Origin of the sequence: Oculatella sp. LEGE 06141 (genome assembly GCF_015207605.1) — a bacterium.
Classification (GTDB): Bacteria; Cyanobacteriota; Cyanobacteriia; order Elainellales; family Elainellaceae; genus Oculatella.
On the sequence record NZ_JADEWO010000044.1, the window covers coordinates 41,834 to 56,994 of the forward strand.

At 48.3% G+C, this 15,161-nt stretch carries 10 protein-coding genes and 1 pseudogene; 8 read left to right on the forward strand and 3 right to left on the reverse strand.

Annotated elements, in window-relative coordinates; all coding sequences use genetic code 11:
• Positions 1–24: 24 nt before the first annotated feature.
• Positions 25–2,556, reverse strand: coding sequence for a dynamin family protein (locus tag IQ268_RS23540; RefSeq protein ID WP_193884306.1), 2,532 nt, complete (start codon positions 2,554–2,556; stop codon positions 25–27).
• Between the two features lie 313 nt (positions 2,557–2,869).
• On the opposite strand from IQ268_RS23540, the gene IQ268_RS23545 reads away from it, so the two are divergent.
• The 5 genes from IQ268_RS23545 to IQ268_RS23565 all read left to right on the forward strand — a co-directional run bounded on the left by IQ268_RS23545 (position 2,870) and on the right by IQ268_RS23565 (position 8,880).
• A complete protein-coding gene (locus tag IQ268_RS23545; protein ID WP_193884308.1) occupies positions 2,870–5,566 on the forward strand; it encodes a tetratricopeptide repeat protein in 2,697 nt (898 codons plus the stop codon).
• Between the two features lie 30 nt (positions 5,567–5,596).
• On the forward strand, positions 5,597–5,884 hold the full coding sequence (locus tag IQ268_RS23550; protein WP_193884310.1) for a hypothetical protein: 288 nt from the start codon (positions 5,597–5,599) through the stop codon (positions 5,882–5,884).
• A 740-nt stretch (positions 5,885–6,624) separates the two neighbouring features.
• Positions 6,625–6,840, forward strand: coding sequence for a hypothetical protein (locus tag IQ268_RS23555; RefSeq protein ID WP_193884312.1), 216 nt, complete (start codon positions 6,625–6,627; stop codon positions 6,838–6,840).
• A 276-nt stretch (positions 6,841–7,116) separates the two neighbouring features.
• Entirely contained in the window at positions 7,117–7,998 is an 882-nt protein-coding gene (locus IQ268_RS33540; RefSeq protein WP_193884314.1) for a 4a-hydroxytetrahydrobiopterin dehydratase, read from the forward strand.
• A gap of 462 nt (positions 7,999–8,460) precedes the next feature.
• Positions 8,461–8,880, forward strand: a complete 420-nt coding sequence (locus IQ268_RS23565) for a hypothetical protein (protein WP_193884316.1) — start codon at positions 8,461–8,463, stop codon at positions 8,878–8,880.
• Positions 8,881–9,005: 125 nt separating this feature from the next.
• Here the strand turns inward: IQ268_RS23565 and IQ268_RS23570 are convergent, their stop codons facing one another.
• A complete protein-coding gene (locus tag IQ268_RS23570; protein WP_193884319.1) occupies positions 9,006–9,701 on the reverse strand; it encodes a queuosine precursor transporter in 696 nt (231 codons plus the stop codon).
• Between the two features lie 225 nt (positions 9,702–9,926).
• Here IQ268_RS23570 and ppk1 point away from each other — a divergent pair, with 225 nt between their 5' ends.
• Entirely contained in the window at positions 9,927–12,104 is a 2,178-nt protein-coding gene (ppk1, locus tag IQ268_RS23575; RefSeq protein ID WP_193884321.1) for a polyphosphate kinase 1, read from the forward strand.
• A 22-nt stretch (positions 12,105–12,126) separates the two neighbouring features.
• Here ppk1 and IQ268_RS23580 read toward each other — a convergent pair whose 3' ends face one another.
• Positions 12,127–13,503: an ATP-binding protein gene (locus IQ268_RS23580; RefSeq protein WP_193884323.1), complete on the reverse strand. Its 1,377-nt coding sequence runs from the start codon at positions 13,501–13,503 to the stop codon at positions 12,127–12,129.
• Between the two features lie 63 nt (positions 13,504–13,566).
• On the opposite strand from IQ268_RS23580, the gene IQ268_RS23585 reads away from it, so the two are divergent.
• Together IQ268_RS23585 and IQ268_RS23590 are read left to right on the forward strand one after the other, a co-directional pair.
• On the forward strand, positions 13,567–14,241 hold the full coding sequence (locus tag IQ268_RS23585) for a response regulator transcription factor (RefSeq protein WP_193884331.1): 675 nt from the start codon (positions 13,567–13,569) through the stop codon (positions 14,239–14,241).
• 448 nt (positions 14,242–14,689) lie between these two features.
• Positions 14,690–15,161: pseudogene (locus IQ268_RS23590) on the forward strand (cupin-like domain-containing protein); the annotation flags it as partial.

A 15,161-nucleotide genomic window follows, 5' to 3' on the forward strand; every position in this document is an offset into this window, starting at 1 on the left:
TCCTACTGAGTCAAATCGAGGGAATTACACCTCTGTTAACGAGACAGCATCTTCGTAGTCGTGAGCCAGTTCAGCAGTGCTGTTTTCCGGGCTAGGTTCCGGGCTGGGTTCCGGGCTTGAAGGTTCTATTTCAACTGCGATCGCCTCTAAGGTGCTGGGAATAACAACCAGGTCAGTGTCGCTAATGGCTGGCAGCTTTTTGCGATCGAGTCTCATCCGTTCCAAATAGCCATTGATCTCAGAAATGGCCTGGTTATAGATTGCAATCTTCCGTTCAATATCAGCCTGTTTACGCTCATTGCTTCTAATGGTGGCCTCCGCTTCCTTATCGAGAATCTGCGCCAGGTAGGCACGCGCCTGATCGTATTGCTGCAAGATCAGGTCGGCCTGCTGGCTAGACTCGTCCAGCAAGTGAGTGTTGAGCGTTTGGTTAATGGTTTGGCGAAAGGTACGTATTACCGTTTCCTTCACTTTTTGCTCAAAATCTAGCTTGAGCAGTTGGCGAATGGCGGGTTCCGCTTCCATCATGTTGTGGTAGTCGTACCCGCGACAGGCTTGTTGCAGCGTTTGGCGTAGTTGCCACATGGAGCAAGTGCCCTCTGTGTAAAATTCGGGACGTTCACGAACGTAGCGATCGCACTCTGTCCTGGCCTCATTTACCAGCGCATCGGTCACTCTTTGCTGAAGTTTAATCAGGCTTTGTTCAATGCCGCCATCGTTACCCAGCAAGCGATAGAGGTTGCGGTAATACTCTTGCTGCCGGACGCGATCGAGCAAGGCTTGAAAGAAGGTTGCTACCACTTCTTTCGAAGCATCTACCAGCACTTCTTCTAAACCGTCTGCCAGGTAGTAAAAGGCTTCTGCCAGGATACCGAGCAGCGGCACCACAGAATGGCGCTTGTGGCTGGCCTGCGCCCGTTTGTGAACCTCGCTCACCGAAAAGGTCGTGAGCAGTTCATCCAGACGGCTCACCATGCGAGCTTTGAGTTTAAGAAAACTATTTTCCAGCACCCTATTGCGATTGCTGGCTACGGCTTCATTTACGTCTTGCTCAATATCCTGCCGAAAGGCATCCCCAATTTGCTTCAATTCTCGGCTAAGTTGGCGCAGCTCCTGTTCTTTGATGGCATCAATGTCGCGCGGCTGGCTTTCCAACTGTTGCCATGCGTCCAAATATAGCCGCTTCAAGCTGATGCACAGGGGTTGTAAATCGTCGGCCAAGGTTGCCAGCAATAGAGGCCGTTTTTCTTCGGTTAAATAGCGAGTAATGGCGGTACGGAACTCTTCAATGCCGCTGTCTCTAATCAGTTGTTCAACCAGCGGTGTACCCTGTTCACTTAAGATGCGGACGTAGTTCTCGTTTGGAGACTCGTAGCTTTTAACATCAATGCGAAATCGGTCGGCGGGTAACTTACCGGAGTTGGCGCAATAGCGATTGAACTCGCTGACAAATTGCGGCGTTTCTTCTGATTCGGGTGCGGTTTCAATGGTGCTGGCAAAGATTGTATCCAGGCCAAAGCGATCGCCTCTGCTCACTACTTTTAATTGACTGCCGTAGAATCCAAGCAGCCCGCTGGTTTTGTAAACCCGGCTTGAATCTTGAAACTGGTCTTGAATCAACCGATCGAGCCGTTGCCGCAATTGAGTGTTGTACCAGGTTTCATCCACGCGATTAAAAACATAAAAGACGCGATCGCGAATCCCTGGATTCGATCGCGTTTTCTCTAGCAGTTCTGTTTCCTCGCTGCTCATCTCTCCAGATGAGGCCGGTTTTAGCACACAGACCACCGCTGAGGTATCAGGATTTTCAATTTTGGTGTAAGTCAGTTCTGCATCCTTTTTAACGGGAGCATCAATGCCGGGAGTATCTACCAGAATATTGCCATCTTGCAATAACTCATGATGACAGTAGTACTCAACTCGCTTTAGTACAGCACTGTTTCCACCTCGACGGGCATAGCTTGCTGCTTCTTGCAGGGTGGCAAAGTTAAAGTGTTCCATTGAAAAGGTGTTGTTTTGAACCGTGTGAATGTGTTCCCGATTCGCCACAAAACCATCAATTAAATAATGTAAGGCACTGGCTTGCTTTGCCTGATCAGATTTGCTTTCGCCGCCTTCCTCTTGAATAATTTGCTGGCATTTCAGCCGCAGCAAGTCAGGTACTTCTGACTGGTTAATGTTGATGGGGGTCGTGATTCCCAACCGCTGACACAGCACATTGGCCTGTTCACGAATCTCAACCTCGTTCATAAACGTCAGCACAACCCGTTCTTGATTGGGTTCAGCGTAGGCAATTTGACATTCTGTACCTGTAGCATGACCTTCGGCGCTATAAAGCAATTCCCGCTCTAGCAACGCATTAATCAGCATCGATTTACCAGCACTAAAGGCACCCGCAAACACAATCTCGAAGGTGGGGGCGATCGCTTTTCGTAAGGATGCCTGAATTTCGGTTGGGTCAAGCTGCGATCGCAGTGAGGGTTCCTGGTTGTGCAGTTGCAGTAAGCTATCGACCTGGGATTGCAGGGTTTGGCTCTGGGGAAGAGATGAAGTCATGATCACCAGTTAAAGAAGAGTCCCGTAAAGGACTCAGGACTTCCATCAGGGTTCCCAACCTGCTCAAAAAACCTTGATTTCTGCTGTGATTTGGCTCTCTCGTCTGATTTTGATGGAGTCGATGCATGGCCGATATCTGAAACGCAAAACGGGTTGAAATGAGTTTGAGCGGTGGCCTGAAACGGGTCAACTGGTCTGCATTTGTTCCCTAACCCGTCACGGGCTTTAGGGGATTGTCAGAGGTGTAGAGCAGAGAGCGATCGCCCTGATAGGAAGACTAAAATGTGTGAAAAGATGAACCGTTAAAGTTGATATGACCGATTTAGACCTCTATATATCCCGCAGGTCAGCCAAGAAATTGCTTGACAATTTTGGTAAAGCACTGGAAAGACCAGAAGCCAATCCCTTAGTATTTTATGCTTATGGCATAGGAGGTATTGGTAAGTCTACTCTTTTAGAGAAACTGCGGCAGACTTACGCAGAAGAGGCAACATTTGCCAAAGCATTTTTTGGGCCTACCTCAAAGATCGACAGTCCACTGGCATTGATGGAACATCTGTATAAACAGTTGCCAGATGATGGATGGGGAGGAGACGCATTTACAGAATTATGCCAACAGTACAGAAATACGCTGAACCAGTTAGAAACTGAATCGGCTGCGGGTAGAGGCTCTGCTAGCGCAGAGCAAGTGAGCTTGGTCAAAAAGCTATTTGGTGGGGCAGTGAAAGCGTTTGCTTCATGGCATATGCCAGATAAAGCGGCTGAGCAAGTGGGTAGTGCCGCCGAGGGAATTGTAGATGTAGCCTCTCTAGCACTCTCTGAGAAGGATCGGATCGAGCAACTCCTGAGACAGCATCAGGCAACCAAGAACAAACGAGAGTTGCAAGAACTCATGCTTGACCCGTTGCCCAAATTAACTCAAGCCTTTGCAGAAGGAGTGATTCAAAAATCTCAACTACGCCCCATCGTGTTAGAGCTAGATACTTACGAGAAAGCATCATCAGATTTTGACGCATTCTTGTGTAAGTACCTTTTAGGAGACACAACTCTGCACTCTTATCCCGTCCGCATTGTAATGGCGGGACGCTATTCACTGAAGAACAAACGCTATCAGCGCATGTTTCAGCATCACTCAAATCTGATCTATGAGTGCCAGCTAGAGAAATTTGAGAAGGGGGAAACAAAAGAGTATCTAAAGGAAATTGGCGTTGTTCAACCGAATGAAGTTCGCCGACTGACGCAAGCAACTAAAGGGCTGCCTTATTTTCTTGGGTTGATTAAAGACCAGAAGGAGGATGGACGATCGATCAACACCTTGCGTGACAGCGACGAAATTGTTGATCGGCTACTGGATGGATTAACTCCAACGCAGAAGCAGGTAGTACAGTTAGCGTCTTACTGCCGTTGGTTTGACCGTCGAATGATCCATTATCTTGTCGAAGCTAGTTTGGCAGACCAAAGCCAAGCATCAGAAGCACAGGGTGACTGGTTTGATTGGCTGATTGAGCGAGACTTCGTGATTGCAGAAGATACTTATCGTATTGACGATGTGGCGCGAGATGTGATTCGAGCCGCGGGACATCGGGAGGATGAGCAAAAATTTCGTCACGTCCATAACTTGTTAGCTCATTATTTTCAGCAGTTAGCTGATCAAGAAGTGGCTCCGGATCAGCCTGCTCCAGCAAGGCATGAAAACTCAGATTGGCGCAGATATGCTGCTGAAACCGTCTATCATGCTTTATTTGCAAATCGAGATAAAGGTCAGTTCCGACTGCTGACTTACTTCTTTGAAGGCGCACATCTTGAAGAGCCTGGTGTTGCTCTCGCTGCTTTCACCGCCGTTGCTGCTGAAGCAGAACCCATCAATAATGATCTGTTGCCGAAAGATACGCAACGGTTTTTAGACAGTATTCAGTTTGCCATAGCGTTTGGTTGGCGTGTAATTAACAATAATCCAGATCGATATGAGTTCAATCTTGAAAAAAACGGATCTGCCACAAGCCCTTTAACCAGATCAATTAAATCTCAAATTGAATCTGCGTTGGGGCACTGCTTTCCGAGAGTCGATCGCCTGACTGGATTGGCGAAGTACACAGGGTTAATGAGCAAAACACTGCGCTGTCAACCTAGCCAACGACTTATTTTAGTTCAACAAGCAAGAGAAGAAGCAGAGAAAATTGTGTCGCTAGATTACTTGGAGTTCAGCAGTGATCTCTTCTTGAATATTGGAAATGCTTTTAACAGCTTAGACATTCATCAAGAAGCGCTCAGTAGCTATGACAAAGCGATCGAGCTTAAACCTGATGACTATGGAGTTTGGAATAACCGAGGTAATGCGCTAAAAGAGCTAGAACGTTATGACGATGCACTTGTTAGCTACGACAAAGCGATCGAGCTTAAACCTGATTACTATGGAGCTTGGAATAACCGAGGTATTGCGCTACAAGAGCTAGAACGTTATGAGGATGCACTTGTTAGCTATGACAAAGCGATCGAGCTTAAATCCAATAGTCACAGAACTTGGTTTATCCGAAGTAATGTGCTAATGAACCTAAAGCAATATGAAGAGGCGCTTGCCAGCATTGACAAAGCACTACAAATTACAAAGATTGATGCTATTCCCTGGAACCTCCGAGGGTTATGCTTGAGCTTTCTAGAGCAATATGATGAAGCTCTTGACAACATCAAGAAGGCGAGAGATCTCGACAAAGAAGAGCCTTTGTATTTGGCAAATCAAGGAATTGTTTTAGCTCGTGCAGGGCGTTACCCGGAAGCATTGGCTCTGTGTGAACAAGCCCTCAACTTGAAAGAGGATGAAGCAGGTCATTACGCTAAAGCCTGTTGCTATTCTCTACAGAAAGAAGATGAATTAGCGATCGAATCTCTACGACAGGCAATTGAATATGCGCCCCGTCGATGTCGGCTAGAGGCAAAATATAACCCAGATTTCGATCGTCTCCGAGATAATGAACAATTTCAAGCGTTGTTAAAGATCAATGCGAAGACGTGAGATTGTATACCAAACACAAGGGAAAGTATCATGACTACTGCCAAAGAACAACTCATTCAGGAACTTGAGCGCACCCCCGATTTTATTGTTCAGGAAGTTCTAGACTTTTTACTATTTGTCAAACTGCGTTTGAAACAAAAAACAAGGGAAGAGCAAATCGCTGATTCACAACAATCCCCTGGCCTTCCTTCCTTTTTACAGTTTGTTGAAGAAGTTAGTGCCCAAGTTCCCAGAGAAGAATGGGAAAGGCTACCTAACGATCTTTCTAAAAATCTCGATCATTATTTATATGGTTCACCGAAGGCTGAGGTGGCATGAACTACAGCCCCAATAAACATCACAGGTGATCGATTCGGTTAAAAGGATATGACTACTCATCGCCTGTTACCTACTTCATTACAATTTGCACCCATCAACGTCAATGTTTGTTTGGTGAAATTGTGGATGGTGACATGCAGTTAAATGAATTGGGACAACTGGTTAATGCCTGCTGCATTCGTAGCGAAACATCATTGCACTATATTCGAATGGCACTGAAATAAGGGCGTTCATTCCGGGCTTCGACTACGCTCAGCCCTCACCAACGAGGGCTGAGCGTAGTCGAAGCCCAGTCTATACTAATGGCGCAGCTTTATTTCAGTGCCATTCCACTATATTCGCCAATACATCGCCAACACATCACCAACAACCCTGTTTCCTGGCAGTACGATCAGTTGCATCCCAACCATCCCTCAAAGTGGTAAGTCGGTTCCTTTGGAGCGCTGCACCCGCCGATCGCCCATCGTGTAAACCTGTATCAAGACAGACTTGCAAAAAGTCTAATTCTCCAGTACGGTTGTTTCTCAGTAACAAAATATCCGCAATCAAAGCGTCACCTGGAAGCTGCTACCAACAGCCCCAGGCGACTAACCCTCAAACTGCGTAACCAGTTCGGAGGGCTAGAGGGCAGTTTATCACTCCACTAGCCACCCTGACTTTGCTATGGCAAAAAAGCAGCAGGGTGGCTTTGGTTTTGGGTACCTCATCAACCCCGTTCCATTAGTGGAGTGAAAACTGCTATGACTGATAACTGTACCCCAATGCAAGCGATCAATCCCGATCCACGCATTTTGACCACGCTGGTGATTGGCACTAAAGATAATGTAAAAGCGCATATCTTGCGCCAACATACTCTTGGCCTTGCCGAGGCAGGGGCATGGGCATGGAGTAAGCCAATTCCGGTGCCCAACTGTCCCGATAAGGTGATGTGCGTTCTCAGCCGTATCATGATCTAACCACTCGATTCTCAAGGAGTCAGCGGGAGGGGCGATCGTCCCTCCCTGCCTAAATTCTGGTAACAACCAGCAGGAACCCGCCTCATTTCAATACAAGAGTGAATAGCGATCGCCCACGAACCCTTTAGCACTGGACAATCGAAAGCAATCAGTTAGGATTGAAAGACTACTGGCATCTGGTACCCATTATTGCTGGTCAACTGTTTGCTAACAGTAACAAATATGAGGCGACAGACAACGATGTAGCGCTCGGCACATTCACACCAAGGAGTTCTTGTGCAGCCTTTTACCTTCTTTATTAGCTATAGACGACAAGACACGGCACCAATTGCACTGCTGCTCAAGAACGAGATCGAAAAGAGACTACAATTTGTGCGCGTATCCGTTGATGTCGAGGAAATGCAAGCCGGAGATCAATTCCCTGACCGTCTCAAGAGTTTAATTCATGAGGCTCATGCCACGATCGTCCTGATTGGCAAGAACTGGATGCCTAAACACAGTACAAACCAAACGGAGCGACCAGGAGACGATTGGGTTGCCCATGAGCTTGAGTACTCCAAATCTTCCCCCATTGCACATCCTGAAGGCGATTGCTTTGGGCTATCCGAGCGAGTTGTACTGCCAATATTTGCAGATTGCGATCGTGGGTTTCAGCAATTTGAATTACCCGATTCGATCGCTTATCTCTCAAAGTTGCATTCCGAATACATCGACTATGCAGGCTGGCCTGTGGCTATTGGCCCACTCATTGACCGAATTGCAGTCAAACTAAACCTGAAGAAACGCCCGGATGCAGACGAATACCCAAAACCCGACCTGGCAAAAGCAAGAACGCAACCGTTAGGTGATCAAGAACTAGCTTCTATCCTCACCTACGATGACTACGAAGGTTGGTACATCGACAACTTTGGCAATGCCGAAGTGCGGTATCTAGTGAAGACATTCCGATTTCCACACTTCAATCAAGCGGCTGATTTTATGGAAATGGTAGCAAATCATTGCCGTGTACTCGACCATCACCCAGAATGGCGGAATGTCTTCAACCATGTAACGGTATCGCTCACAACCTGGGACGCGCGTCGCAAGGTGACGATCTATGACTTGAACCTGGCCTTGTATATGAACATGGCTGCAAAAGCAGTTGTAAAACGCACATAGTAGCGATATATCACCACTCATCGGCAACAGGTCAACGATAAGAGGAAAGGTATAGCATCAATCATATTCGCAGCAGATGCCAACCTTACTTCAATGCCAGTGCTCCCGAAGCGCTTTCTTCTCCTGAGTTGGCGTTGGCTACGCTCAGACTGCCATATTAGTAAGGGCGTAAAATTCCGACACGCTCAATTTACGTGTCGGTGAACGATCAAGCAAGATGTACTTATATGGACAGGCAGACGCACCCATCAATACGGCACCAGCCGATGTTGCTTGATAGACAGAGCAATCTTTAGAAGCATACAAGAATTACCAGTGGCTCGAGGTTGAGCGAAAAAGCCTCTCGATCGCCTGACTGCGAATGATTCACCTACCCCTTATGGACTCTGTCGAAAGGTCATTCCGACCAACTCACTGAATGAAGTAAAACTAAGGATGATCCACCTCATAAACACTGTTTCTATGAAATCAATTACTACATTGCTTGCTGCTATGGGACGTTGGGCTGTTACCGCTCTGTTTTGTGCGTCAGCGATCGCCTTTACATGGCAAGGCACCTTCTTCTCAAACACTAGCGCAATGGCTGCTCCTGGTACATTGGTAATTGCAGCCACCACAGACACAGGTAGCCAGATCCAACGGGAAAACAAAAGCTTTGTTCGGGATGCAGCCGAAAAGGTTAAGGAAACCGCCAACAAAAACGCCGACCGAGTTGAGCGCTCGACAGACAACAGTGCCGTTGAACGTAAAGCCCAAAGAGATGCCGATCGCATTGAAAAGAGAGCCAATGAAGATGCGGATCGGACTCAGAAGGCGATCGACGACAATGTAAATGCCGTTGAACGTGCTGTTGAAAGCATCAAAGACGTTTTTAGCAACTAAAAAATAGACCATTACTTTTCCTCACCTTTCTTGAGAAGAAAGCGGTTAAAAGCTAGTTCAAGCTAGACTTTCAACCGCTTTTTCGCTTGGAAGATGGTTCAAAGGGGCTAATTGTCGAAAAATCTCTATTGAATCGATGACTTGCTAACGCTGGTAATGTGGAACGGGTTGAAATCAGTTTGAATATCATAATGGTCTTCTTGCTCTTGCTGCTTCAACCATCCCGTCATCCAATAAGTGACCGGAGTAAACAAAATTTCAACACCACACTTAAAGATATAGTTCGAGACAATTAGCGTCCATAGCAACGCATTTGGAAAGATACCCGTAAATGCAATCAGGATAAACAGCGCGGTATCCACCACCTGACCCACCAGCGTAGAGCTAATGGTTCGCGTCCACAGCCAGCGGCCACGGGTACGAATTTTCAACTTTGCCAGAATGAAGGAATTGGAAAACTCACCCGCAAAATAGGCGATTAAACTGGCCGCTACAATGCGAGGCGTGAGTCCTAAGATTTGCTCATAAGACTCCTGATAGCTCCACTCAGCCGCCGGGGGCAGCGCACCCACCACCATAAACGTCACAGACATCAGCAGAGCCGAAATGAAGCCCAGCCAGATCACCTTACGCGATCGCCCGTATCCATACACCTCCGTTAAAACATCGCCAAAGATATAGCTCAACGGAAACAGAATGGTGCCACCGTCAAAGGTAAACGAACCCAGGTTAACAATTTTAGTAGAAGTGACATTTGAAATGAGCAGAACCGTTACAAACAAAACGGTAATGGTGTCTAAATGCTTAAACGATTTGGTCACAGCGGCAACGTCCCTTCTGGCTTGCTACAAGCTTAACGGGTGGTTAGAGTTGAATTTTCCACCGTTTTCATTTTAGAGTGCGTTGAGGCAAGCGGAATAGAGAGATGGGGCGCTCCACCACCCCCATTGTCTCTACCTTGAACGGAGTAGTCTAGAACACTCGCGCTTCTCAGCGCTTTTTGAGAGGATAACGCAAGACCAAGTCCCTGCCTCCACCGAAACACCATGCCCAGAGCAAAAGAGAGCAAGCCTGAAATCAACCTGCACGACCCCACGTTGTACTTCAGCCGAGAACTAAGCTGGCTTGAGTTTAACCACCGGGTGCTGCAAGAAGCGTTAGATCCGCGCACGCCATTGTTAGAGCGGTTGAAATTTACGGCTATTTTTAGTTCTAACTTGGACGAGTACTTTATGGTGCGGGTTTCGACCTTAAAAGAGCAGGTTGAAGCTCAAGTCAGCCGTCTCACGCCTGATGGGCGCACCCCACAAGACCAGTTAAGTGAAATTAGCGATCGCCTGCGGCCAATGGTAACAGAACAGCATCGCCATTTTGAGCGAGAACTGCGACCCCGGTTGGCAGAAGAAGGGGTGCATATCCTCAACTACATGGATCTCAGCCAGGAGCAGCGCTTTTATTTGCAGCGGTATTTCGAAGAGCGCATTTTTCCAGTGTTAACGCCGCTTGCCGTTGATCCAGGGCATCCCTTCCCCCACATCTCAAATCTCAGCCTTAACTTGGCGGTGTTTGTGAAAGATCCAGAAACGGGCGAAGAACACTTTGCTCGCGTTAAAGTCCCTAATATTTTGCCTCGCTTTATTGCCTTCCCAGACGAGTTGCGACCGTACAACGGACAGCACACCGTTTGGAGCGGCGTTCCCCTGGAGCAGGTGATGGCTCATAACCTGGAACTGCTGTTTCCGGGGATGAACATTCAGGAATATCATCTCTTTCGGATTACGCGAGATGCCGACTTTGAAGTGCAGGAATACGAAGCGGATGACCTGCTGTTGGCGATCGAACAAGAGCTTCGGCGGCGGCGGCTGGGTGGATTTGTCGTACGGCTAGAAATTCAACCCTCCACCCCTAAACTGGTGCGGGAAACGCTAATGCGGGAGTTGGGCTTAACCGAAGGTGATGTGTATGAGGTCGAAGGGCTGCTAAACCTCAAGGATTTGATGTCTTTCCTGTCGCTGCCCTTACCAGAGCTGAAAGATCCGCCGTGGAGTCCGGTGATTCCCACCCGACTGAAATGGGTAGGTGAACTGGAAACCACCAGCGAACGGGGTGAAACAGAAACAAGCGACGACTTTTTCTCGGTTATTCGGCAGCAGGATTTGCTTTTGCACCATCCCTATCATTCTTTTTCAGCAACGGTGCAGCAGTTCATTATGCAAGCTGCTATTGATCCAGATGTGCTGGCGATTAAAATGACGCTGTATCGCACATCGGGCGATTCTCCCATTGTTAATGCGCTGATTACCGCCGCTGAACACGGCAAGCAAGTGGCGGCTCTGGTGGAGCTAAAAGCCCGATTTGATGAAGAGAACAATATCAACTGGGCGCGACGGCTAGAGAGCAGCGGTGTGCATGTGGTGTATGGGCTGGTGGGTCTTAAAACCCACACAAAGGTGGTGCTGGTGGTGCGGCAAGAGGGCGATCGCATCCGTCGATACGTTCACATTGGCACGGGCAACTACAACCCCAAAACCGCAAAGCTTTACACCGACCTGGGGCTGTTGAGCTGTCGAGAAGAACTGGGGGCTGATTTGACGGATTTGTTCAACTTCCTCACGGGCTACTCTCGGCAGCAGTCCTATCGGAAGCTGTTGGTCGCTCCAGTGAATCTGCGCGATCGCATGATTGCCCTGATTCGACGCGAAATTGACCACTGCAACAATGGCAAACCGGGACGAATTATCGCCAAAATGAATGCGTTGGTTGATCCAAAACTAATTGCAACGCTGTATGAAGCGTCTCAGGCTGGGGTGGAAATTGATTTAATCGTGCGCGGTATCTGCTGCCTGCGGCCTGGGTTAGATGGCATCAGCAACACCATCCGCGTCATCAGCATTGTAGGACGGCACCTGGAACACTCCCGCATTTTCTACTTCCACAACAACGGCCAGGACGATATATTCATCGGGAGCGCAGACTGGATGCCGCGAAATTTAGACCGACGGGTGGAAGCTGTAACGCCTATTCTGGATACGGCGATCGCCACCGAACTGCGCGAAATTCTTAATATTTTGCTCACCGACAATCGGCAGGCATGGGAACTACAGCCAGACGGAGAGTATGTGCGGCAATATCCCTCGAAAGATGAAGCAGAACACAGCGCTCAAACTGTTTTGATGCACATGGCAATGCACCCAACCAGCCCAACGGATCAACCTCCTGCTTAACCTTTTACCTGCTTAACCTCTTTTATAGGTATCCCATTCTCTCCTGCGGAATTCGCACAATGAACGTTGTGCCCACTCCTAACTGGCTCTCGACAGAAATAGTACCCTGATGGAGATCCAGGCAGCGTTTGACTACCGCTAGCCCCAGTCCCGTACCCATCAGTTCCCTGGCATTGCGACCACGACTAAACGGGTCATAGAGCTGAGACTGATCCTCTGGGGCAATGCCAATACCGTTATCTTTGACTAGAAAGACGATCGCGTCTACCTCACGAATTAACGTGAAATCAATTGAGCTATCGGGCGGTGAATATTTAATCGCATTAGAGAGCAAGTTGCTGAGAACAGAATAAAGCAGTTTTTCGTCGGCATAGGCATGGGTACAGCTGCCTTGTTGAGTGAAATGAATCGATCGCTTATTTTCACTAAACACCTGAAAATCTTCAATTAAATTCAAGCAAAAGGTTTGAATCTCCACCGTCTCCGGGTTATATTCCAGGTTGCCAGCATCGGCTCTAGCCAGTGTCAGAATATCGCTCAGCAGTTGGGTCATCATCTTTGCCGAAGATTGAATGCGATATAGATTTTTCAGCTTGATCGGTTCGACCTGCTGCTTTAAAGTTTCACCTAACAGTTGAGCCGACCCTAAAATTAAGCTAAGCGGCGTGCGAAATTCGTGAGACACCATTGAAAATAGCTGGAGTTTTAGCTCGCTCATTTTCTTTTCCTGCACCAGCGTTTGTTGCAACGATTCTGCCCGCTGCCGCTTTGCCATCTGGCGATACAGCAGGGCATACACGCCTAACAAAATTCCAAACGTCAGCACTGCGGCCAGCGGCTCAATTAGTAGCCGAAACTGTAAATTAGACTGCGCTTGCTCCACCTGAGTTTGCAGCAACTCTTCTTCCGTGGCTTCTAGCGCAGCAATGAGCCGATTGATCTCATCCTGGTTTTGTTTGGTTTGGGTAATGAGCGGGTCGCTGGCCGAAATTTCGGTTTGTCGTCCCTGGTATAGCTCAATCGTCTGCTGAAACAGTTGCAACTGCCGCCCAATCGCCTGTTCTAACAACGAGAGGCGCTGCTGCTGGATGGGCGTATCGGCTAAAGGGTCTCGAAGACGATGGAAAATAGTGTCGAATCGCTGGACGGCAGTACGATAGCGCTCTAGCTCGTCGGCATCGTTAAACAGGATGTATCCCCAACGGCGTGATTCTGCTTCGGCCAGCGTCGCTGAAACGTCGGTCAATGAATCTAGAATGTCGTTGGTTCGCCTCACCCGCTCCGCACTGTTGACCAACTGCGTCGCATTTTGATACGACATAATGCTAAGTGTGCCAATGAGGGCGATCGTCATCATAAAGCCCCCAGTAATCCATTTTCCTTCGCGTGACCACTTCATAAACGTTTGGATTTTGGATTAGAGTCAATGTTAGATTGGGTTGCTCATACATCCGAACTCTCAATGCGAATTCTGGTTGTAGAAGATGACATGCAGCTTGCTGACATGCTGACTGAGGCGTTAACCAACCGTCAGTATGCTGTAGATGTTGCCCATGATGGCGAGTCCGCATGGGATTGGATTGAAATGTTGGACTATGATTTGGTGCTGCTAGATATTACCTTACCGAAGATCAGCGGCCTGCGGTTTTGTCAAAAGCTGCGCGATCGCAACTTTCCCATTCCCGTCTTGATGTTAACGGCACGGGATACGATCGCCGACAAAATCATTGGTTTGGATGCCGGAGCCGATGACTACATGGTAAAACCGTTCGATTTAGAAGAACTGATGGCTCGAATTCGGGCACTGCTGCGGCGAGGTAGTGCTACAACGCGGCTCTCGCTCTGTTGGGGAAGTTTGTGTTTGAACCCCAGCACCTATGAGGTAACCTACGAAGATCAGCTCATTTTACTCACGCCTAAAGAGTATGCGCTGCTAGAATTGCTGGTTTCGAACGGGCGACGGGTCTTGAGCCGACCGGGAATCATTGAACGGTTATGGTCGATGGATGAAGCTCCCACAGAAGAGGCGGTAAAGTTTCATATCAAGACCCTGCGCCAGAAGCTACGAACAGCAGGTGCCCCCGAAGATCTGGTAGAAACGGTGCATGGATTAGGCTATCGCATGAAACAAATTTAAACCTCCCGAAAATCCCCCGCTTTCCTCCTGAGTTTTTTACCTTTAATGATTAGGCTATAACAGCAGGTTACAGGAGTTCTGAGACTTACTGCCTGCGCTTGCGGAACGATACTTTAAATTCCCTGATCAGTTTATTGATCAGGGATTTTTTCCATAATTCAGGTATCAGGTGCAGACGATTTGAACCCACACACGAGTCTGGTTGCCTGGTTTTAATCATACACTCCCGAAATCCTCCCGAAATTCTCCCCGATTTCCCACGTTTGCGAGTTACGTTTGAACCATTGGAACGTATCTGGAGGCGTTCGGCGGTTAGGGCTAGGGAATTCATTGATTTGGCTAAAATTGGGCAGCCTAAATTCATTGTTAAAGCCTCTCTACACCGCTTGTTATGGCGACGTATTATTACCCCGAACAACCGCAATTGGCGCACAAGCACTGCTCTCACATGCTCCCCTCCTCTCCACCGGAGGGCGGTTTATATGACGTTGACGATCCAGATCATGCTGTACCTCGAGTACATCGATCGCAGCTAACGGCTACTACTTTCTTTCAGCGCTACCAGAAACCGGGCATTCCCGTCATCATTACGGGTCTGTTAGACGACATGCCCATCTGGAACTTAAGTTTTCTCAATCAAAAGCTAGGCGAATTGGAACTGCCTGTTCGCTATTATGGACGCGATCGCTACCAGCAAGATAAGCGACAATGGACCAGCTCAGGCAGCGGAGTTGAAGCCCACCTCATGCGCTTTTCCCACTATGCAGAGATGCTGCGGAATGGTGAAGCCTACCAAAAGGATGCTTACCTGGCTCGCTGCTCGCTCAGCAACACCCCGCTGGCCGATGCCTCTAGCCTGCACCAGTCTGAAGCGGCGCTTGGCTTGAACGCGCCCGCTACATCCCTCAACCTCTGGGTGG